We start from the raw sequence: 21,596 nt of genomic DNA on the forward strand, positions 1-21,596 counted from the left end.
GCCGGCGGGGGTTCAGCCGGTCGGCGCGACGGCGCCGCCTGCGCCGGCACCGGCGCCGCCCGTGCTGCCGCTCGAGGGCGCAGGCGCGGGCGCGGGCGCGGCGGGCGCCGGCGTCTCGGGGGGCGGGGTCGCCGGTGTCGGCGCGGCCGGGGTCTGCGTCCCGCCGCCGCCACCGCCGGTGCCGCCGCCGGTCGTGCCGCCGTCCGGCGCGCCGGTCGTCCCGTCGCCGGTGGTGCCGCCGCCCGTCGCCCCGCCGGTCTCGCCCGTTGCGCCGGTCGGCGGCACCCCGGTGTCCGGGCTCGCCGTGGACGGCGCGGGGGCGACCGGTGCGACCGGCGTCGTCGTCTGCGGCTCGGTCTGCGTCAGCGACGGCGGGATCTTCTTGCCCTCGCGGGTCAGCTTCGCGATGAGCCGCTGGCGGCGGGCCTCCTCGCGCGTCTTGTCGATGTTCTCGATCGAGGTCATCACGTCGTGCCAGATGTCGGCCGGGAACGTGCCGCCCATGACCGGCTGTCCGCGATAGAGCGTCTTCATGGGCGTCAGGCGGTCGGGATAGCCGACCCACACGGCGGTCGTGTAGCGCTTCGTGAACCCGACGAACCAGGCGTCGCCGTAGTTCTCCGTCGTGCCGGTCTTGCCGGCCGCCCACTCGTTCAGGCGGGCGTGGGTCCCGGTGCCGGTCGTCACGACCGTGCTCATCATGGAGGCCATCTGGTCGGCGATGCTCTGCGGCAGCACGCGGCGGCTCTTGACCTTGTTGCGGTCGAGCACCTTGTCGCCGCGGGTGACCTCGTGGATGCCGACGGGCCCGAACCGCGAGGCGCCCAGGGTGCCGCTGATCTTGCGCCCGCCCCGCTCGATGGTCTGGTAGGCGTGCGCCATGTCGAGCGGCGTGACGCCGTGGCGCAGGCCGCCGAGCGTGATCGCGTAGTTGTGCGAGACCTTCGTGCGGATGCCCATGCGCTCGGCGAGCCGGGCGATCTTCTTCGTGCCGACCTGGATGCCGACCGCGGCGAAGACCGAGTTGTCCGACCACGTGAGCGCGCTGCGCAATGTGCGCGTGCCGGCGTAGGAGCCCTCGTCGTTGTTGACGACGAAGACCTCCCGGCCCTTCGTCCCGGGCACGGTGAACTCGCGCTTGCGCGACGGCCACAGCGAGTCGGGCGAGACGCCCTCCTTCAGCGCCTGGGCGAGGACGAACGGCTTGAAGCTCGAGCCCGGCTGGCGCTGGCCCTGGGTCGCGAGGTTGAAGGCCGACGTGTTGTAGTCGCGCCCGCCGACCATCGCGCGGACCTCGCCGGTCTTGTTGTCGATGACGACGACCGACGCGGTGGGCCCGTCAGGGTTCGCGAAGCGCGAGGCGACGGCCTGCTCGGCGGCGCGCTGGATGTCGAGGTCGAGCGTGGTGCGGATCTTCAACCCGCCCTGGAAGGACGCGATCGCGCCGTAGCGGTCGACGACCTGCTGACGCACCCAGGTCGTGAAGTACGGCGTCGAGGGGGTCGGGCCCGTCTCGGTCGGCGGAGAGATCTGCGCTTCGCCCGGCAGCGCCTCGGTGATGAACTCGCGGTACTCGGCGTCGGTGATCTTGCCCTGCTCGCGCATCTTCTCGAGCACCTGGTTGCGGCGCGCCTTGGCCGCCTGCGGGTGGTCGATCGGGTCGTAGCCGCTCGGGTTCTGGACGATGCCCGCGAGGAAGGCCGACTCGAACGGCGTCAGCACCTTCGAGCAAGGCTTGGCGAGCGACTCGCCGCAGCCTGGGTGGTCGGCGCCGAAGTACGTGCGCGCGGCGGACTCGACGCCGTAGGCGCCGCTGCCGAAGTAGACCGAGTTCAGGTACTCGGTGAGGATCTTCTGCTTGGACCACTTGCGCGTCAGGTGGTAGGCGAGCGCGGCCTCGCGCAGCTTCTCGAACACCGTCCGCTTGTTCTCGCGCTCGAGCGCCCGCTTGACGAACTGCTGTGTGATGGTCGACCCGCCCTGGCGCGGCTTGCCCTGGATCACGTCGGCGACGAACGCGCGGCCGATGGCCTTCAGGTCGACGCCGGCGTTCGTGTAGAAGCGCTCGTCCTCGATCGCGATGATCGCGTTCGTCATCGAGGGGTTGATGTCCTCGAAGGGCACGAGGACGCGGCCCTGGTTGGACGTGAGGATCCCGAGCCGGCGGCCGCGGATGTCGGTGATGATCGAGTTCTTGGAGTGCTTGAACTCGGCGCGGTTCTCGAGGTCCGGCAGGTCGGACGCGACCGCCATCATCATCCCGAACACCGTCGAGATGACCGCCAGCGCCAGGAGCGGCACCAGGATCAGCAGGAGTCGCAGCTTCTTCAGCCGCGGCTTACGACGCGATGGGAACGGGATCGGTTCGTTCATGCCAACTCGGCCACGGCGGGTCGGACGGGCCGTGGAGGGAGGTTTCGGCGCAGCCGGCGGCAGGGCGGCCGAAGCAGGCCTCAGACTACCATCGCGCCGGATGTCAACCCCCCTCTTGCGCAACGCGGTCGATGCCCTGCCGGCGGGGGAGCTCGAGCGCAAGCTCGCGCTCGATCGGCCCCTGCGCGTGAAGCTCGGCGTGGACCCGACGACCGCGGACCTGCACCTCGGCCACACGGTCGTGCTCGGCAAGCTGCGCGAGTTCCAGGACGCCGGCCACCGCGTCGTCCTGATCATCGGCGACTACACCGCTCGCGTGGGCGACCCGAGCGGGCGCTCCAAGGCGCGGCCGGTGCCGTCCGGCGAGGAGATCGACGCCAACGCGCGGACCTACCAGGAGCAGGCGTTCAAGGTCCTGCGCGACGATCCGGACCTGCTCGAGGTCCGGTGGAACTCCGAGTGGCTGGACATGCCGATGGAGGAGCTGTTCCGGCTCACGCGCGTGGCGACGGTTGCGCAGATCCTCGAGCGCGACGACTTCGCCAAGCGCTGGGCCGCGCGGACGCCGATCGCGATGCTCGAGCTGCTCTATCCGCTGCTGCAGGGCTACGACTCCGTGGCGGTGCGCGCGGACGTCGAGATCGGGGGCACCGACCAGAAGTTCAACCTGCTGCTCGGCCGCGACGTCCAGCGCGCCTACGGCCAGCCCGAGCAGGCGGTGCTCACGCTGCCGATCCTCGTGGGGACGGACGGGCACGAGAAGATGTCGAAGTCGCTGGGCAACTACGTCGGCGTCTCCGAGCCGCCGGAGGAGCAGTACGGCAAGACGCTGTCGCTGCCCGACGAGGCGATGGGCCAGTGGTACGAGCTCCTGCTGGGGCGCGACCCGGACCCCTCCTCGAGCCCGCGCGACGCCAAGCACGCGCTGGCCCGCGAGATCGTGGCCCGCTATCACGGCGAGCAGGCCGCGGACGCGGCGGCGGCGCACTTCCAGCGCGTCGTCGTGCAGAAGCAGGCGCCCGCGGAGATGGGGGAGCTCGCCGTGGCGGGCGATCCCGTGCACGTGCCGGCCGTCCTGGCCGAGGCGTTCGGCATCTCGCGCTCGGAGGCCCGGCGCCTCATGGCCCAGGACGGGGTGCGCCTCGACGACGAGGTGCTGCGCGACGCCGACGTGCCCGCGCAGGCGCTCGACGGCCGCGTCCTGCGCGCCGGCAAGCGCCGCTTCGTGCGGCTGCGGCGCGACGTCTGAAGCATCGGATCCCGGATCCGCTACAGTCCCCGGCCGGTTCGGTGCAGCGCGGTGCTGCACGGGCCTCGGAAGGGTTCCGTCCGGCAGGTCGCTACACTGCCGTCCAGCAGTCTCCATGCGAGGTGCTGTCGGCTCTCTTCCGAGCCAAGGAGCATCGCGCTATACTGAGCTGTCCGACCCGAAGTGCTCTGCGCTTCGGATCGCGTCCAACGGAGGGCGACCCCCTCCGCGAGAGGCGCGGCGGTCTTTGAAAACTCAACAGCATGCGCTTCTGGATCCTTCGGGATCCAAAAGTAAAGGCTCGATCCATTCGGTCGCCAGCGGCCGGATGGACACAATTGAACCCGTCATGATCGTCGTCGTCTTGTGTATGACGATGGCGTGAAGTAGTCATGACAACACTTCGTGACGGCTGGCTTCCGCCAGGAGGCCGGCCAGTAGTTCTTCACGGAGAGTTTGATCCTGGCTCAGGACGAACGCTGGCGGCGTGCTTAACACATGCAAGTGGAGCGACGAACCGGGGCTTGCCCCGGGGCAGAGCCGCGAACGGGTGAGTAACACGTGGGTCACCTGCCTCGATGACCGGGACAACCCGAGGAAACTCGGGCTAATACCGGATGTGCACTTAGGTGGAAAGGTAGCTTCGGCTTCCGCATCGAGATGGGCCCGCGGCGCATTAGCTTGTTGGTGGGGTAACGGCCTACCAAGGCGACGATGCGTAGCTGGTCTGAGAGGACGATCAGCCACACTGGGACTGAGACACGGCCCAGACTCCTACGGGAGGCAGCAGTGGGGAATCTTGCGCAATGCGCGAAAGCGTGACGCAGCAACGCCGCGTGGGGGAAGAAGGCCTTCGGGTTGTAAACCTCTTTCAGTTGGGACGAAGCTTCGGCGGTGAACAGCCGCCCGGAGTGACGGTACCTTCACAAGAAGCCCCGGCTAACTACGTGCCAGCAGCCGCGGTAATACGTAGGGGGCAAGCGTTGTCCGGAATCATTGGGCGTAAAGCGCGTGTAGGCGGCTCGGTAAGTCTGCTCTGAAAGTCCAAGGCTCAACCTTGGGATGCGGGTGGATACTGCCGGGCTCGAGTCCGGAAGAGGCGAGTGGAATTCCTGGTGTAGCGGTGAAATGCGCAGATATCAGGAGGAACACCAATGGCGAAGGCAGCTCGCTGGGACGTGACTGACGCTGAGACGCGAAAGCGTGGGGAGCAAACAGGATTAGATACCCTGGTAGTCCACGCCGTAAACGATGGGCACTAGGTGTAGGGGGTGTCGACTCCCCCTGTGCCGAAGCTAACGCATTAAGTGCCCCGCCTGGGGAGTACGGCCGCAAGGCTAAAACTCAAAGGAATTGACGGGGGCCCGCACAAGCAGCGGAGCATGTGGTTTAATTGGACGCAACGCCAAGAACCTTACCCGGGCTTGACATGTTCCTGACCGGCCTGGAAACAGGTCTTCCCTTCGGGGCAGGATCACAGGTGGTGCATGGCTGTCGTCAGCTCGTGTCGTGAGATGTTGGGTTAAGTCCCGCAACGAGCGCAACCCCCGTCGCATGTTGCCAGCATTTAGTTGGGGACTCATGCGAGACTGCCGGTGACAAACCGGAGGAAGGTGGGGATGACGTCAAGTCATCATGCCCCTTATGTCCGGGGCTACACACGTGCTACATTGGCGCGTACAGAGGGCTGCGATACCGCGAGGTGGAGCGAATCCCTTAAAGCGCGTCTCGGTTCGGATAGCAGGCTGAAACTCGCCTGCTTGAAGGCGGAGTTGCTAGTAATCGCGGATCAGCATTGCCGCGGTGAATACGTTCCCGGGCCTTGTACACACCGCCCGTCACACCACGGGAGTGAGCAACACCCGAAGCCGGTGGCCTAACCCCTTGTGGGAGGGAGCCGTCGAAGGTGGGGCTCGTGACTGGGGTGAAGTCGTAACAAGGTAGCCGTACCGGAAGGTGCGGCTGGATCACCTCCTTTCTAGGGAGCCCCGAATCCGGGGCCGGCAGGGTCTAGGACCCTGTTGCTAGGAATGTCGACCGAGCCTTGCCGTGCGAGCTCGGACATACCGTCCGGCTTTAGCGCGGTGCATGCTGTTGAGTTTTGAGAGACCGCACAGGTGAGTCCCACCCGTGCCCTCTCGGCGGTCCTTGAAAACTGCACAGTAGCCACATCACAGCCGCGGATCGATAAGCCCGCGGCTGTAAACGGGTATCACCGAGCCGAACTCTTGAGTTCGGCTTGATCACCGTCAAGATAGTAAGGGCACATGGTGGATGCCTTGGCACCAAGAGTCGATGAAGGGCGTGGACGACTGCGAAAAGCCCCGGTTAGGCGTTGAACGGCCTTTGACCCGGGGATTCCCGAATGGGTAAACCCAGCGCTGGTAATGCGGCGTTACTCCCGGCTGAACACATAGGCCGGGTAGAGACAAGCGGGGGAAGTGAAACATCTCAGTACCCCGAGGAAAGTAAATCAAAAGAGACTCCCTGAGTAGTGGCGAGCGAAAGGGGATCAGCCCAAACCTTGTGCGTGCAAGCGGCCACGCGTTGCGCACGAGGGGTTGTAGGGCGTTCGTTCTGGGCTGTGGCTGGCCCAGCAGGAGTTACAAAGTTGTGTGGTAGTCGAATCGCGTGGAACCGCGAACCAAAGAGGGCAACCGTCCCGTAGACGAAACTGCACAGCCTCCTGTCGGACGTTCCTGAGTAGGACCGCACCCGTGAAACGCGGTCTGAATCTGGGGGGACCACCCTCCAAGGCTAAGTACTCCTTGGTGACCGATAGCGGACTAGTACCGTGAGGGAAAGGTGAAAAGTACCCCGGAAGGGGAGTGAAATAGTACCTGAAACCGCGTGCCTACAAGCGGTGGGAGCAGACTTGTTCTGTGACCGCGTGCTTTTTGCATAACGAGCCGGCGAGTTACTCGTCTGCGGCAAGGTTAAGCGATGAGCGGAGCCGTAGCGAAAGCGAGTCCGAATAGGGCGATTTGAGTCGTAGGCGGTAGACCCGAAACTGAGCGAGCTACCCATGGGCAGGTTGAAGCGGGGGTAAGACCTCGTGGAGGACCGAACCGACCTAGGTTGAAAACTGGGCGGATGACCTGTGGGTCGGAGTGAAAGGCTAATCAAGCTCAGTGATATCTGGTTCTCTCCGAAATATATTTAGGTATAGCCTCGGATAAGATGCGTTTTGGCCGTAGAGCTACTGTTTGGACTAGGGGCCCTACCAGGTTACCGACTTCAGGCAAACTCCGAAGACCATGACGTGTACTCCGGGAGTCAGTTGCTGGGGGATAAACTTCAGCGTCAAAAGGGAAACAGCCCAGACCGCCAGCTAAGGTCCCTAAGTGCTAGCTAAGTGGGAAACGATGTCCGGATGCATAGACAACCAGGAGGTTGGCTTAGAGGCAGCCACCCTTGAAAGAGTGCGTAACAGCTCACTGGTCAAGTGTCCGGGCGCGGATAATGTAACGGGGCTCAAGCTAGTCACCGAAGCTGCGGGTGCGATCTTCGGATCGCGCGGTAGGAGAGCGTTCCTACGCTCGTGAAGCGGCGGCGTAAGCCAGCCGTGGAAGCGTGGGAAGTGAGAATGCCGGCATGAGTAACGAAAGAGGGGTGAGAATCCCCTCCGCCGATTGCCCAAGGATTCCTGAGTAAAGTTCGTCTGCTCAGGGTTAGTCGGGACCTAAGGCGAGGCCGAAAGGCGTAGTCGATGGCTAACAGGTTGATATTCCTGTACCACGTCGCTTCCGTTTGACCGATGGGGGGACGAGGAAGGCTAAGGGAACCCAGGCGATGGTCGTCCTGGGGTAAGCGTGTAGGGGTGGTCCCAGGCAAATCCGGGACCGCATTAACCTGAGGCGCGATGCCAGCTGGCTATAAGCCGGCGAGTCCCTGACGCCATACCTCCAAGAAAAGCCTCTAGGGAGGAAGCGCGTGCCCGTACCAAAACCGACACAGGTGGGCAAGTAGAGAATACTAAGGTGATCGAGATAACCCTCGTTAAGGAACTCGGCAAAATTGCTCCGTAACTTCGGGATAAGGAGCGCCCCAGTAGGGTGTAGCGCCTTGCGCGTGAAGCCCGAGGGGGCCGCAGTGAATAGGTCCAAGCGACTGTTTACCAAAAACACAGGTCTCTGCTAAGTCGAAAGACGACGTATAGGGGCTGACGCCTGCCCGGTGCCGGAAGGTTACGTGGAGGTGTTAGGGGTTCGCCCCGAAGCACCGAAGCTAAGCCCCGGTAAACGGCGGCCGTAACTATAACGGTCCTAAGGTAGCGAAATTCCTTGTCGGGTAAGTTCCGACCTGCACGAATGGCGTAACGACTTGGACGCTGTCTCAACGAGGGGCTCGGTGAAATTGCAGTCTCGGTGAAGATGCCGAGTACCCGCGGCTAGACGGAAAGACCCCGTGAACCTTTACTACAACTTGGTATTGGGGTTCGATGCATTTCGCTCAGGATAGGTGGGAGGCTTTGAAGCATCGGCTGCGGCCGGTGTGGAGCCAACCTTGAGATACCACCCTTGGTGTATTGGACTTCTAACTCCGCTCCGTATATCCGGGCGGGGAACAGTGCCAGGCGGGTAGTTTGACTGGGGCGGTCGCCTCCCAAAATGTAACGGAGGCGCACAAAGGTTCCCTCAGTACGGTTGGAAATCGTGCGTAGAGTGCAAAGGCAGTAAGGGAGCTTGACTGCGAGACTGACAGGTCGAGCAGGTGCGAAAGCAGGTCTTAGTGATCCGGCGGTAGCAAGTGGAAGTGCCGTCGCTCAACGGATAAAAGGTACTCCGGGGATAACAGGCTTATCGGGCCCAAGAGTCCACATCGACGGCCCGGTTTGGCACCTCGATGTCGGCTCGTCGCATCCTGGGGCTGAAGTAGGTCCCAAGGGTTGGGCTGTTCGCCCATTAAAGCGGTACGCGAGCTGGGTTCAGAACGTCGTGAGACAGTTCGGTCCCTATCTGCCGTGGGCGTTGGAGAATTGAGAGGATTCGTCCCTAGTACGAGAGGACCGGGATGAACGCACCTCTGGTGTATCTGTTGTCCTGCCAAGGGCATAGCAGGTTAGCTACGTGCGGATCGGATAACCGCTGAAGGCATCTAAGCGGGAAGCCGACCTCGAGATGAATTCTCCCACCACTTCGAGTGGGTAAGTCCCCTGGTAGACCACCAGGTTGATAGGCCGGATCTGGAAGCACGGTGACGTGCGAAGGAGACCGGTACTAATGGGACGAGGGCTTGACGGATATTTTTCATTTGGTGATGCCTTGATGTGGCACTGTGCGGTTTTGAGGGACCGTCGGGAGCTCTCGCGAGTTTCCGGTGGTTATGGCGAGGGGGAAACACCTCTTCCCTTTCCGAACAGAGCAGTTAAGCCCCTCAGCGCCGATGGTACTTGGCCCGCAAGGGCCCGGGAGAGTAGGACGCCGCCGGTTTATCTTCACGAGCCGCCCTCCGGGGCGGCTCGTCGTCGTTCTGGGTCGAGATGGTGGAACGCCGCCGCTTAATCCTCACGAGCTGCTCTCTTGGGTGGCTCGTCGTCGTTCCGGCTCGAGACAGACACCGGTGGGGTTCCTCGGACCACACCGTCGCCCCGCCGTGGCCGCGTGGCGAAGGGACGCGGCCTGCGGTGGATGACGGAGGTGGGAGGGGCCATCGCGTTTGCGAGGCGGCGGTGCAGAGGCGTAGTGTCCGGGCCTGGCCGTCGGAAGGGAGAGGGCGATGAGCGAGCGGGATGGGTACGAGCCGGGAACGCCGTGCTGGGTGGATCACGGGTCCGCGGACCCCGAGGGCGCGGCCAGGTTCTACCGCGGGATGTTCGGCTGGGAGGCTGTCGATGCGATGCCGCCCGACGCGCCCGGCCAGTACTTCATGTGCTCGCTGCGCGGCAAGCAGGTCGCGGCGATCGGCTCGCAGCCGCAGGAGGGCGTGCCGGCGATGTGGAACACCTACATCGCGACCGGCTCCGCCGATGACACTGCCGCGAAGGTCCGCGAGGCCGGCGGCGCCGTGCTGATGGAGCCGTTTGACGTGTTCGATGCCGGCCGGATGGCCGTCTTCACCGACCCGTCGGGCGCCGTCTTCTGCGCGTGGCAGGCGGGGGCGACGCGCGGGGCGCAAGTCGTCAACGAGCCGGGCACGCTGTGCTGGAACGAGCTCGCCACGCGTGACGCCGATGGCGCGAGGGCCTTCTACGGCGCAGTGTTCGGGTGGCGGGGGCTGGCGATGGACGCCGGCGACATGGACTACACGGTCTGGAACCTCGCGGGTGACGGCGAGCCGACCATGCAGGCGGCGGTCGGCGGGATGATGCCCATGGTCGGTGACATGTGGCCGTCCGATCTGCCGTCGCACTGGATGGTCTACTTCGCCGTCGAGGACACGGACGCCGCGGCCGCGCGCTGCGAAGAGCTCGGGGGCAGCACCACCGTGGCGCCGTTCGACTCGCCCGCCGGCCGCATCGCCGTGCTCAACGACTCGGTCGGCGGCGTCTTCTCGCTGATCACCATGCCTGACCAGCCGGCGGCCTGAGGCGGAGCGACGGCGACTCGAGGCGGGCGCGGAGACGCGCGGCGGAACCGTCGGGCGCCCGATGGCTCGGCGGAGCCTGCGCGTCCGCTTGCCCGCGGCGGCCGGCCGCGCGCGGCGGTCGTCCGGCTGTCGTCCGGCTGTCGTCCGGCTGTCGTCCGGCCGTCGCCCGAGCCGCGCGGCGGGGCCGCGCAGCTCGGGCCACGGCCGGCAGTTCAGGGGCCATGACCCCCACGCCGGCCGGCCGGCGAGGTCAGCGAAGGCTCCAACCCGGGATGCGCGTCGGGCGGTCGCGGCGGAGCGGGGTGAGGCAGTGGTGGTGCCGCGGCGCGACCGCACCGGGCCGGCGCGACCGGTGAACCGGGCGCAGCGGCTGACGGTGCGGGTGCGCCGGCGTCTCGGCGCGTTCGAGCGGGCGGGACGTCGCCGCCGATCCGGCGGAATCGTCCAGCGTGATGAAGGCGCGAGCGAGGCCGAGGGCGCGACCGGCAACCGCGCGCCACCGGGATGGGCGGGTCGCCGGACCGTCCGCACCGGCGAGCACGGCCCAGCCGCCGATCCGATCCATAGCCTCCCAGCCACGGGTCGCCGGCGAGCCCAGCTCGGTCTGGTGCGGAGTGTTCTCGGAGGGGAACATGTGTTCGGAAACCTAGGTGCTGGATCGGACGGAACAGGTGTTCTGCACGAGAACTTGCAGACCGGGTCTGCATCCGCTCTCATCGCCCCCCGACCCAGCTGCGGGCGCGCCGCCTGTGCGGCGCCGGTAGCGTGCCGCGAGCGTGATCCACCTGCGCATCGTCAGCCCGCCGAACCGCACCAAGGAGGTCCTCGACCTCCTCGGCGGCGACGATGCGGTGTGCAACGTCATCACCCTCCCCGGCCGCGCCATCAAGCCGACCGGCGACATGATCCTCGCCGACGTCGCGCGCGAGGACGCCTCGATCGTGGTCAGCGACCTGCGCCACCTCGGCATCGAGGAGCACGGCTCGATCGCGATCGAGCACATCGACACCGCGCTGGGCTCGAACGCCGCCGCCGCGATCTCCAGCGCGCGCGGCGAGGAGGCCGACGCCGTCGTGTGGGAGGAGGTGCAGACCCGCACGTCCGAGGAGGCGTCGCTGTCCTGGACCTACCTCGCGTTCATGATGCTCGCGGCCAGCATCGGCGCCTGCGGACTGTTCACCGACAACCCGATCCTGATCGTCGGGGCGATGGTCGTCAGCCCGGACTTCGGTCCCATCGCCGGCGTCTGCGTCGGCCTCGTCACGCGCCGCGGACACCTGGCGCTGCGGTCCATGCTCGCCATCGTCGTGGGCTTCGCCGCCGCCAGCGCCACGGCCTATGTCGTCGCCCAGGCGCTCCTCGTCACGGGCGCCGCGGACCGCGACTTCAACGTCGACAGCAGCGGCCTCGCCAACCTCATCGCCAGCCCCGACGCCTTCACGTTCGTCGTCGCGTTCTGCGCCGGCGCGGCCGGCACGCTCTCGCTGACGACCGCCAAGTCCGGCGCGCTCATCGGCGTGCTCATCTCGGTGACGACGATCCCGGCGGCGTCCGACATCGGCGTCTCCGCCGCCACCCTCGACTGGCACAGCGCCGCCGGCAGCGCCGAGCAGCTCATCGCGAACATCGCCACGATCATCCTCGCGGGCACCCTGACGCTCCTCCTGCAACGGCTCGCCTACAACAGACGGAGGCGGGCGCACGACCGCGCCCGTGCAGACGACCTCGCTAGCGGGTCGACCCCAGGGACGCCCAGACCTCGAGCTTCGTCGCCACGCGGCTGACCACCTCGTCGGTGAACTCGATCGTGCCCGAGTGCCCGGCGAGGTCCGGTGTGCGGATGCCCGCGCCCACCGTCTCGAGCACCGCCTCGTAGATCGCGCGCGAGGCGGTCTCGGCGGCCGCGTCCCCCGCGCGCCCCGCGTAGCCGAGCACCGCTCCGCACGCGAGGATCATCGCCATCGGGTTCGCGACGTCCTTGCCCAGCAGCGCCGGCGCGGTGCCGTGCGGCGCCTCCGCCATCGCCACCTTGGTGTCGAGCGACTCGTCGAACGCCAACAGCACGGACTCGGCGCCCGCGATCGAGCCGAACATCGGCATGACGAGGTCCGACAGGCAGTCTCCGTCCCGGTTGAGGGCAGGGATCACCAGCGGGCACTCGCCGGCACCCGTGATGAGCCCGGCGTACGTGGCGTCGATGAGCACGGGCTCGTAGATGACCTCGGGATGGCGGGCCGCGGCCGCGTCCATCTCCTCCTTGAGCATCCCCTCATACACGGGGGACACCGTCCACTTCGGGCCGCCGTAGACCTTGCCGCCCATCTGGGCGGCGGTGCGGAACGCATACTCGGCGACGGCAGAGCAGTTGCCGCGCGTGATCCGCTCGGTGCGCAGCGCGACCTCGCCGCCCGAGCCCTCGTCGCCCTCGCGCCACTGCTCCGCGCCATAGGCGTCGCCGACCGCCATCCGCACCACCGAGATCGGGTAGTGCACGCCGCCGAACGGCGTCACCCCGGGAATGCGCCGGCCCGTCCGGATGATCACCTTGCCGTCGATGCCCTCGCGCAGGATGCGATTCGGCGAGCCGACGTCGTCCCTGCCCTCGGGCGTGATCGTCGCGGCCTTGATGCCGAATCCGGACGCGCGCATCGCCTGTGCGGCATCGTCGACCACGGCGTTGGCGGTGCGGCGGCGGTGCTCGAGGGAGAGATCGAAGCGCTCGAGCGTGAGCTCGACTCCCAGCAGCTCGGGATCGAGCAGGCGCAGGGCCCGCTCGAGCAGCTCCTGGCCGGTCTCGTCACCCTCCATCACGGTGATCGTCAGCATGGCTGCCCCGCAGGGTATCTTCGGCCGCGTGAGCGAGCAGTGCAGCTGGTGCGGGGCCCCGGTCGACGAGGACGGCGGCTTCCGCGCGACGGAGCCGGAGGGCGATCGGCGGGCGGCGTTCTGCCGGCTCGAGCACGTGGTCCCATGGATCATCAACGGTGCCCACTGGGAGCCCGGCCGAATCGTCGAGCTCGGTGACGACGGCGTCGCTCTGGGGGTCTGCGCGCAGTGCGGCGGCGATCTCGGCGACACCCGCGTGCTGCTCGTCCGCCACCGCGGCGCCCACCGGATCGCTGACGCGTTCTGCCGGCTCGACCACCTGCTGGAGTGGGCGAAGCGGGGCGGGCGCTGGCGTACCGGCGTCTGAGCGGACGGTTCAGGCGGGCCGCAGCGTCCCGCGCCGCGCCACCGTCGCGGCGACCACCAGCACCGTCAGCCCGCACGCCGCGAGCACGGCCACCCGCCACGACGACACGTCGATGACGATCCCCGCCATCGCGTTGCCCAGGGCGACGCCGGCCACCGTCGCCGTGATGATCCATGTGAACGCCTCCGTCAGCGTCCCTGCCGGCGCCAGCGCCGAGGCCAGCAGGTTCCCCGCCGCCGACAACGGCGCGAGCACGCACCCGCTCACGATCGCCAGCGGCACGATCGCCCCGAGCGTCGGCGCCGCCGCGAGCAGCGCGACGAGCGGCGGCACCGCCGCCAGCAGCGCCAGGTAGCCGACGTGCAGCGGCCCGAGCCGGTGCCCGCCCACCCCGTACCAGAGCCCGCCGGCCGCGGAGCCGATCGCCTGCAGCGCGATCAGGACGCCCGCCAGGCTTCCGCTGCCTCGCGAGTTGCCGTATGCCGCGAGTGCGACCTCGAGCGTGCCGAAGCACACGCCGATCGCGATCGAGCCGATCACGAGCGTCCGCATCCCCGGCGCCACGAGCGCGCCCAGCAGGTGCGACGACGTCGCCGGTTCGCCGCGCCAGGTGCGCGACGGCCCGAGCGAGGCGAACCACACCGTCCCCGCCATCATCAGGGACACGCCGACGATCACCGCCAGCTGCGGGCTGAACAGCGCGATGATGATCCCGGCCAGCAGCGGCCCGATGACGAACACGACCTCGAGGAGGATCGAGTCGAGCGCGTAGGCCGCCGTCACGAGGCCGGGGTCCTCGGCGAGCAGGCTCGGCCACAGCGGTCGCAGGCACGCCGAGACCGGCGGCATCGCGCCGCCGACGACGGCGCACGCCACGAGCACCCCCGTCGGCGCGCCGCGGAGCCCGAGGACCACGAGCACGACGAAGGCGACGAGCGACACGCTCGCGCCGGAGAGCAGCACGACGGTCTGCCCGCGCCGGTCGATCAGGCGGCCCTGCGCCGCCGCCAGCAGCGCCGCGCTGAGCGCGAACGCGGCCGTCACCGCCCCGGCGGGACCGTAGGAGCCCTTCACGTGCTCGACGAACAGCACGAGCGACAGGGACACCATCCCGATCGGCACCCGCGCCAGGATCGACGACGCCACGAGCCCGCGCACCTCGGGCGCACGCAGGACGCGCGCGTAGCGATTGTCCATGGCGGTGCGCTACGCGGCGGCGGCTTCCCCGTCGAGCTGCAGCTCGGCGGCGTGCTCCTCGAGCGCGGCGACGACGAACCGCACGTGCTCGTCGAAGTCGACGCCGAGCTCCTCGGCGCCGGAGCGGACGTCCTCGCGGTTGACCGCCGCGGCGAAGCTCGGCTGCTTGAGCTTCTTCTTCACCGACTTCGGCGTGAGCCCGTGGATGCCCTCCGGCCGCACCGCGGCGCACGCCACGACGAAGCCCGAGAGCTCATCGACCGAGAACAGCGCATGCTCCATGCGCGACTCGCGCGGGACGCCGAGGAAGTCCGCGTGCGAGGCGATCGCGCGCACCACGATCGGGTCCTCTCCGCGGCGCTCGAGCTCGGCCATGATCGTCCGCGGGTGGCCGTCGTCGGCGTCCATGTCGGGATGGCGCTCGTAGTCGGCGTCGTGCAGCAGCCCGGCGACGCCCCAGAGCTCCTCGTCCTCGCCGAACTGGCGGGCGTACGCGCGCATCGAGATCTCGACGCACCGGCAATGGCGCCGCAGCGACGGCGACTGCACCCACTCGGTGAGCAGGGCCCAGGCTTCGTCTCGGGAGGTCTGCAGCGCCACGGGCGCCTAGCGTAGCCGCCGTCCCGCCGTCCGGCGGGCGGCGGAACCCACGGGCAGGGACGCGGGGGCCCCCGCCGAAAACCCCGGACGAGATGGCTGTTACCCTCATCGAGCGCCTCGCACCGTCCCCGCCGCAGGCGCGCCCGCTCATGGAGAAGTTCGTCATTGAAGGCGGCGCCCAGCTGTCCGGAACCGTGGTTCCGGCCGGCAACAAGAACGGCGCCCTACCCATCCTCGCCGCGTCGGTCCTCACGACCGACGAGGTGGTCGTGCGCAACGTCCCGCGCATCCGCGACGTCGAGGCGATGCTGTCCATCCTCCAAGGCATCGGCGTCCGCGTCGAGCGGCGCAACGGCCACGAGGTGGCGCTGCAGGCCGATGCGCTGCACGAGCCGGCGCAGGTCGACGCCAAGCAGGCCGAGGCCATCCGCGCGTCCTTCCTCCTCGCCGGCCCGCTGCTGGCCCGCAACGGCGAGGCGCGCATGCCCCCGCCGGGCGGCGACGTGATCGGCCGGCGCCGCCTTGACCCCCACCTCGACGCGTTCCGCGCCATGGGTGCCGAGGTCGAGACCGAGCGCGACGTCGTGCTGCGCGCCCCCCGCGGGCTGCGCGCCGGCGACGTCTTCATGGACGAGCCGTCGGTCATGGCGACCGAGAACGCGCTGCTCGCCGCGGTCAGGATCCCGGGCGCGACGGTCATCGGCAACGCCGCGTGCGAGCCGCACGTCCAGGACCTCGCGCGCATGCTCGTGAAGATGGGCGCGACGATTCACGGCATCGGCTCGAACGTCCTGACCGTCCACGGCAGCGCCGATCTGCACGGCTGCACCCACGACATCGCGCCCGACCACATCGAGATCGGCTCGTTCATGGCGCTGGCGGGCGTGACCGGCGGCGAGCTGCGCATCAAGGGCTGCGTCTCCGACGACCTGCGGATGATCCGGCTCGTGTTCAGCCGGCTCGGCCTGCACAGCGAGCTCGACGGCGACGACGTCTTCATCCCCGGCGGCCAGACCCTCGTCGTGCAGCGCGACGTCGGCGAGTTCACGGCCAAGGTCCAGGACGGCCCGTGGCCGGCGTTCCCCGCCGATCTCACCTCCATCGCGATCGCCCTCGCCACGCAGTCCGCGGGCCAGGTGCTCATCCACGAGTGGATGTTCGAGAACCGCATGATCTTCACCGACAAGCTGGTCAACATGGGCGCGAACATCACGCTCTGCGACCCGCACCGCGCGATCGTCTACGGCCCGAGCCGCCTGCGCGCAGAGCGCCTCGAGTCCCCGGACATCCGCGCCGGCATGGCGATGCTCATCGCCGCGCTGTGTGCCGAGGGCCGCAGCGAGATCGGCAACATCCGCCAGATCGACCGCGGGTACGAGCGCATCGACGAGCGCCTGCGGGAGCTGGGGGCCCGGATCGAACGCGTGGCGACGGAGCCCGTCCCGGTCTGAGCCTCGACCGAGTGACGTGGCCGACCAGCGGAGCGGTCACCTTCCGCACTCTTAGAGCGAAGCTGGGAGGCCGGGAGCGAAGCGGTCACCCAAGAGCGATGCGGTCACGAGATGAGGGGCGGTCACCCGGCTACGCTCTCGACGCCGATGATGCACCCGATCCCCAGCGGGACACGCGACGTCCTGCCCGACGAGATGCGCGAGCTGCGCGCGATCGAGAACGCGCTGCTCGGCGTGTTCGACGACGCCGGCTACGGGCAGATCGCCACGCCGGCGCTCGAGTTCGAGTCGGTGCTCGCGCGGGGGGAGTCGGGGCCGCCGGCCTACCGGGTGCTCGACGACCACGGCAACGTGCTCGGGCTGCGCACGGACATGACGATCCCGATCGCGCGGGTCGCCGCGACCCGCTACGCGGCGAGCGATCCGCCGTACCGCTTCTGCTACATCGCCAACGCGTACCGGCAGGTGCGCCCGCACCGCGGCCAGATGCGCGAGCTGCGCCAGGCGGGGGTCGAGCTCATCGGCTCGCCGGCGCCGGCGGGGACCGCCGAGGTCCTCGAGGTGCTCTGCCGGGCGCTCGACGCGGTCGGGATGCGCGACTACCGCATCGGCCTCGGGTCGGCGTCGATCGTGCCGGCGCTGCTCGACCAGGCCGGTGTCTCCGACGGCGACCGCGAGGCGGTCCTCCACGAGCTCGTCACACGCGACTTCGTGGGCCTCGAGCGCGAGCTCGCGCGGCTCGGCCTCGACGAGCGCATCGCCCGCGTGCCGCTCCTGCGCGGCGGCCCGGCGGTGCTCGACGAGGTCCCGGGCCAGGCGGGGTCGCTGCTCGGCGAGGCGATCGAGCTGCTCTCGGCGCCCGTGCGCGACCGGGTGATCATCGACCTTGGCCTCGCGCGCGACCTCGGCTACTACACGGGCTCGATCTTCGAGGTCTACGCGCCCGGGCTCGGTCAGCCGCTCGGGGGCGGCGGCCGCTACGACGAGCTGCTCGGCCGGTTCGGCCGGCCGCTCCCCGCGGTCGGCTTCGCGCTCAGTATCGACGGCCTGCACGAGGCCCTGGCGGGCGCATGACGCCGCTGAACCTGACGATCGCCGTGCCGCGCGGTGCGCTGATGCCCGGCACGCTCGACCTGCTCGACCGCCTCGGCGTCGACACGTCCGAGGTGCGCGCGAACGACCGCAAGCTGCTCTTCGAGTCGGTGGGCATCGTCACGATGCGCCCCTCCGACGTGCCGACCTACGTCGAGGCCGGCGCCGCCGACATCGGCATCTGCGGCAAGGACGTGCTCATGGAGCAGGCCGGCCGCCACGTCTACGAGCTGCTCGACCTCGCCTTCGGCGGGTGCCAGATGGTGCTCGCGTCACGCGCGGGCGACGATCCCGCGGTCGAGGCGCTGCGTCGGCTCGGCGTGATGCGGGTCGCGACGAAATACCCGCGGATCGCCGCGCGCTACTTCGAGGACACGGGGCGCCAGGCCGAGATCGTGGAGGTCAAGGGGTCGGTCGAGCTGGCGCCGCTGACCGGCCTCGTCGAGGCGATCGTCGACCTCACCGCCACCGGCACCACGCTGCGCGAGAACGGCCTGGTCATCCGCGAGGAGATCGCCTCGTCGACCGCGCGCCTGATCGCCAACCCGGTGTCCCACAAGCTGCGCGCGCGGGAGATCGACGCGGTCGTGGAGGCCCTGCGTGCAGGTTGAGCGCTTCGCGCTGACCGAGGGCGGCGGCGCGGGGGAGGCCGCGGCCGTCGCGGCGGCGGTGCGCGCGCTCGCGCCGGAGCCGGCCTCCGTCGCCGGCGGGGTGGCCGCGATCATCGCCCGGGTCCGTGGCGAGGGCGACGCCGCGGTCCTCGACCTCACGCGCGAGCACGACACGCGGGGCACCGAGCCGGCACCGTTGCGCGTCGCCGCGCACGAGCTCGACGTGGCGGCCGCGCAGCTGCGCTCCGACGTCCGCGCCGGCCTCGAGGTGGCGATGGCGAACGTCGCCGCCGTCGCGGGCGCGAGCCTCGGCGACGACGCCGAGATCCTCCTGCCGCAGGGCCAGCGGGTCCTCGTCCGCGAGCTGCCCGTGCGCCGCGCCGCCGTCTACGTCCCGGGCGGGCGCGCGCCGTACCCCTCGACGGTCGTGATGGGCGCGGTCACGGCGCGGGTCGCCGGCGTCGACGAGGTCGTCGTCTGCACGCCGCCCGGTCCGACCGGCGACGTCAACCCGGTCGTGCTCGGCGCGTGCGCGCTGTGCGGGGTCGACGAGGTCTACCGCATGGGCGGCGCCCAGGCAGTCGCCGCACTCGCGTACGGGACGGAGACGGTCACCCGCGTGGACGTGATCGTGGGCCCGGGCAACCTGTGGGTCCAGGAGGCCAAGGTGCAGGCGTGCGCCGCGGTCGGGATCGACGGGTTCGCCGGTCCGTCGGACCTGCTCGTCGTGGCCGATGCCGGGGTGGACGCGCGGGTCGTCGCGCTCGACCTGCTCGGACAGGCCGAGCACGGGCCGGGCTCGCTCGTCGTGCTCACGTCGGACGACGCGCCGACGCTGCGGGCCGTCACCGAGCAGGCGGCCGCGCTCGCGGCGGAGCGCTCGACCGTCGCGTTCGCGCCGCTGGCGGTCGTCGCCGCGCCGCACATGGACGACGCGCTCGCCTTCGCGAACGCGTTCGCGCCCGAGCACATGCAGCTCGTCGGCCAGCGGGCCGAGGCCCGCGCCGGCGCGGTGCGCTGCGCGGGCACGCTGCTCGTCGGCTCCGCGAGCGGCACCGCGTTCACCGACTACGTCGCGGGCTCCAACCACGTGCTGCCCACCGGCGGCGCCGCGCGCTTCGCCTCGGGGCTGTCGCCACGCCACTTCCGCCGGCGCATGAGCGAGGTCCATCTCGGCGCCAGCGCGGCCGCCCTCGCGCGCGCGGGCGCGCCCGTGGCCCGCGCCGAGGGGTTCACCGTGCACGCGGAGTCGATGGAAGCTCGACAGAATGGAACGCGCGTATGACGACAACGACCCGCACGAGCGAGATCGCCCGCCGGACGAAGGAGACCGACGTCCGTCTGACGCTCGGTCTCGACGGCGCGGGCGCGGGGGAACGGAGCACGGGCGTCGGCTTCTTCGACCACATGCTCGACCTCCTCGCGCGCCACGGCCGCCTGGACCTCACGGTGCAGGTCGACGGCGACCTCGAGACCGGCGCCCATCACACCGTCGAGGACACGGGGATCGTGCTCGGCCAGGCGCTCGACCAGGCGCTCGGCGACCGGTCGGGCATCACGCGCTACGGCCATGCCGTCGTCCCGATGGACGAGGCGCGCGCGGCATGCGCGATCGACGTCTCCGGGCGCCCGTACGTCCTGTTCGAGGCGCCGGAGCTGACGCCGGGAGTGACGGGCGGCTTCGAGCACGAGCTCGCCGAGGAGTTCTTCCGCGCGTTGTCCAACCAGGCGAAGCTCACGATCCACCTCACCGTCGAGGCGGGGACGAACGCGCACCACGTGATCGAGGCGCTGTTCAAGGCGTTCGCGCGTGCGCTGCGCGAGGCCGTGGCGATCGACCCGACCGAGACCGGCGTGCCGTCCACGAAGGGCGTCCTGTGACCGGGGCGACGATCGCCATCGTCGACTACGGCATGGGCAACCGGCGCTCGGTCGAGAAGGCGCTCGAGCACGTCGGCGCGCGCGCGCTCATCAGCCGCGAGCCCGGCGACCTGCGCGCCGCCGATGGGCTGCTGCTGCCCGGGGTCGGCGCCTTCCCGGCCGCGATGCGCACCCTGCGCGAGCTCGACCTCGAGGACGTGCTGCTCGACTGCGCGCGCGGCGGCATGCCGTTCTTCGGCTCGTGCATGGGCATGCAGCTCCTGTTCGAGAGCTCGGAGGAGCACGGCGGCGCGACCGGGCTCGGCCTGCTGCGCGGCAGCGTCCGGCGGCTCGACAGCCAGGGCCGGAAGCTGCCGCACATCGGCTGGAACGAGGTGCGCTGGGTGCGCGAGTCGCCGTTGCTCGACGGCCTGCCCGACCCGTCGACCTTCTACCACGTGCACACGTACGTCCCGCATCCGTCCGACCAGGCCGACGTGCTCGGCATCAGCGACTACGGCAGCGAGTTCGCCTCCGTCGTCGCGCGCGACAACGTGTTCGGTGCGCAGTTCCATCCCGAGAAGTCGTCGACGCACGGCCTGGCGCTGCTGCGCAACTTCGCCCGCCTCTGCGACCGGGTGGCCGCCTGATGCGCCTGTATCCCGCGATCGACATCTCCGAAGGCAAGGCCGTGCGGCTCGTCAAGGGGGACTTCGACGCGAAGACCGTCTACGACGACGACCCGCTCGACGCCGCCCGCGCCTGGGTGCGGCAGGGGGCGCGCTACCTGCACGTCGTCGACCTCGACGGCGCCAAGCAGGGCGCGCCGGAGAACCTGCACCACCTCGAGCGCATCGCTCGCGAGCTGCAGGTGCCCGTGCAGTACGGCGGCGGCCTGCGCGACCTCGCCGCGGTGCGCGCCGCGCTGCGCGCGGGCGCCCAGCGGATCGTGCTCGGCACGGCGGCGTTCCGCGACGTGGACTTCCTCGACGAGACGCTCTCGGCCTGGGGCGAGCGCGTGGTCGTCAGCGTCGACGTCCGCGGCGGCAAGGTGTCGTCGGCCGGCTGGCAGGAGACGACGCAGATGCCGGCCGACGACGCGATCCGCCGCCTGCAGGACCGCGGCGTGCGCCAGTTCGTCTACACGAACGTCGACAAGGACGGGATGCTCGAGGGCATCGACCTGGAGGAGGTCGCGTGGGTCGCCTCGATCGTGCGCGGGCGCTTCCTGATCTCGGGCGGGATCGGGTCGCTCGCCGACCTCGAGGGGCTCATGAGCCTGCGCCAGGTGAACCTCGCCGGCGTGATCGTCGGCAAGGCGCTCTACGAGCATCGCTTCACCGTCGAGGAGGCCCTCGAGGTCCTCGACGAGCGGCGGGCGCCGGCCTCGCCGGAGGACGAGACGGACCACGCATCGGCCGGGAACGAGCCGTAGGCGGGGG

At 69.3% G+C, this 21,596-nt stretch carries 15 protein-coding genes and 3 rRNA genes; 14 read left to right on the plus strand and 4 right to left on the minus strand.

The window, feature by feature from the left end; all coding sequences use genetic code 11:
- Positions 1-12: 12 nt before the first annotated feature.
- A complete protein-coding gene (locus DSM104329_RS13485; protein ID WP_259315963.1) occupies positions 13-2,373 on the minus strand; it encodes a transglycosylase domain-containing protein in 2,361 nt (786 codons plus the stop codon).
- A 100-nt stretch (positions 2,374-2,473) separates the two neighbouring features.
- Here DSM104329_RS13485 and tyrS point away from each other — a divergent pair, with 100 nt between their 5' ends.
- The 6 genes from tyrS (at position 2,474) to DSM104329_RS13515 (ending at position 11,934) form a co-directional block, all read left to right on the plus strand.
- Positions 2,474-3,622, plus strand: a complete 1,149-nt coding sequence (gene tyrS, locus DSM104329_RS13490; RefSeq protein WP_259315964.1) for a tyrosine--tRNA ligase — start codon at positions 2,474-2,476, stop codon at positions 3,620-3,622.
- A 444-nt stretch (positions 3,623-4,066) separates the two neighbouring features.
- Positions 4,067-5,600: ribosomal RNA gene (locus tag DSM104329_RS13495) — 16S ribosomal RNA — on the plus strand.
- A 269-nt stretch (positions 5,601-5,869) separates the two neighbouring features.
- Positions 5,870-8,865 (plus strand): 23S ribosomal RNA (locus DSM104329_RS13500).
- Between the two features lie 72 nt (positions 8,866-8,937).
- Positions 8,938-9,054 (plus strand): 5S ribosomal RNA (gene rrf / locus DSM104329_RS13505).
- Together the 16S, 23S and 5S rRNA genes form the textbook arrangement of a ribosomal RNA operon.
- 286 nt (positions 9,055-9,340) lie before the next feature.
- The gene (locus DSM104329_RS13510; RefSeq protein WP_259315965.1) at positions 9,341-10,150 is read left to right on the plus strand and encodes a VOC family protein; all 810 of its coding nucleotides are present in this window, start codon (positions 9,341-9,343) and stop codon (positions 10,148-10,150) included.
- 776 nt (positions 10,151-10,926) lie between these two features.
- Positions 10,927-11,934, plus strand: coding sequence for a DUF389 domain-containing protein (locus DSM104329_RS13515; RefSeq protein ID WP_259315966.1), 1,008 nt, complete (start codon positions 10,927-10,929; stop codon positions 11,932-11,934).
- On the opposite strand, the gene DSM104329_RS13520 is transcribed toward DSM104329_RS13515, so the two are convergent.
- A complete protein-coding gene (locus DSM104329_RS13520; protein ID WP_259315967.1) occupies positions 11,879-12,976 on the minus strand; it encodes an isocitrate/isopropylmalate family dehydrogenase in 1,098 nt (365 codons plus the stop codon). The genes DSM104329_RS13515 and DSM104329_RS13520 overlap by 56 nt on opposite strands.
- Positions 12,977-13,004: 28 nt before the next feature.
- On the opposite strand from DSM104329_RS13520, the gene DSM104329_RS13525 reads away from it, so the two are divergent.
- Entirely contained in the window at positions 13,005-13,343 is a 339-nt protein-coding gene (locus tag DSM104329_RS13525; protein ID WP_259315968.1) for a hypothetical protein, read from the plus strand.
- A gap of 9 nt (positions 13,344-13,352) precedes the next feature.
- On the opposite strand, the gene DSM104329_RS13530 is transcribed toward DSM104329_RS13525, so the two are convergent.
- A complete protein-coding gene (locus tag DSM104329_RS13530) occupies positions 13,353-14,540 on the minus strand; it encodes an MFS transporter (RefSeq protein WP_259315969.1) in 1,188 nt (395 codons plus the stop codon).
- A 9-nt stretch (positions 14,541-14,549) separates the two neighbouring features.
- The gene (locus DSM104329_RS13535) at positions 14,550-15,134 is read right to left on the minus strand and encodes an HDIG domain-containing metalloprotein (RefSeq protein ID WP_407655913.1); all 585 of its coding nucleotides are present in this window, start codon (positions 15,132-15,134) and stop codon (positions 14,550-14,552) included.
- Between the two features lie 155 nt (positions 15,135-15,289).
- Here DSM104329_RS13535 and murA point away from each other — a divergent pair, with 155 nt between their 5' ends.
- The 7 genes from murA (at position 15,290) to hisA (ending at position 21,589) form a co-directional block, all read left to right on the plus strand.
- The gene (gene murA / locus DSM104329_RS13540) at positions 15,290-16,591 is read left to right on the plus strand and encodes a UDP-N-acetylglucosamine 1-carboxyvinyltransferase (protein WP_407655914.1); all 1,302 of its coding nucleotides are present in this window, start codon (positions 15,290-15,292) and stop codon (positions 16,589-16,591) included.
- Between the two features lie 147 nt (positions 16,592-16,738).
- Positions 16,739-17,665: an ATP phosphoribosyltransferase regulatory subunit gene (locus DSM104329_RS13545; protein WP_259315972.1), complete on the plus strand. Its 927-nt coding sequence runs from the start codon at positions 16,739-16,741 to the stop codon at positions 17,663-17,665.
- Positions 17,662-18,294 carry an ATP phosphoribosyltransferase gene (gene hisG, locus DSM104329_RS13550; RefSeq protein WP_259315973.1) on the plus strand — a complete coding sequence of 211 codons (633 nt, stop codon included), beginning with the start codon at positions 17,662-17,664 and terminating at the stop codon, positions 18,292-18,294. Before DSM104329_RS13545 ends, hisG begins: the two co-directional genes overlap by 4 nt.
- On the plus strand, positions 18,284-19,579 hold the full coding sequence (gene hisD / locus DSM104329_RS13555; protein ID WP_259315974.1) for a histidinol dehydrogenase: 1,296 nt from the start codon (positions 18,284-18,286) through the stop codon (positions 19,577-19,579). The genes hisG and hisD overlap by 11 nt, the downstream gene beginning before the upstream one ends.
- The gene (gene hisB, locus DSM104329_RS13560) at positions 19,576-20,175 is read left to right on the plus strand and encodes an imidazoleglycerol-phosphate dehydratase HisB (RefSeq protein WP_259315975.1); all 600 of its coding nucleotides are present in this window, start codon (positions 19,576-19,578) and stop codon (positions 20,173-20,175) included. The genes hisD and hisB overlap by 4 nt, the downstream gene beginning before the upstream one ends.
- Positions 20,172-20,804, plus strand: coding sequence for an imidazole glycerol phosphate synthase subunit HisH (gene hisH / locus DSM104329_RS13565; RefSeq protein WP_259315976.1), 633 nt, complete (start codon positions 20,172-20,174; stop codon positions 20,802-20,804). Before hisB ends, hisH begins: the two co-directional genes overlap by 4 nt.
- Complete coding sequence (gene hisA / locus DSM104329_RS13570; RefSeq protein ID WP_259315977.1) at positions 20,804-21,589, plus strand: 1-(5-phosphoribosyl)-5-[(5-phosphoribosylamino)methylideneamino]imidazole-4-carboxamide isomerase; 786 nt, start codon at positions 20,804-20,806, stop codon at positions 21,587-21,589. The genes hisH and hisA overlap by 1 nt, the downstream gene beginning before the upstream one ends.
- The last annotated feature ends 7 nt before the right edge of the window (positions 21,590-21,596 follow it).

Origin of the sequence: Capillimicrobium parvum (assembly GCF_021172045.1) — a bacterium.
Classification (GTDB): domain Bacteria; phylum Actinomycetota; class Thermoleophilia; order Solirubrobacterales; family Solirubrobacteraceae; genus Capillimicrobium; species Capillimicrobium parvum.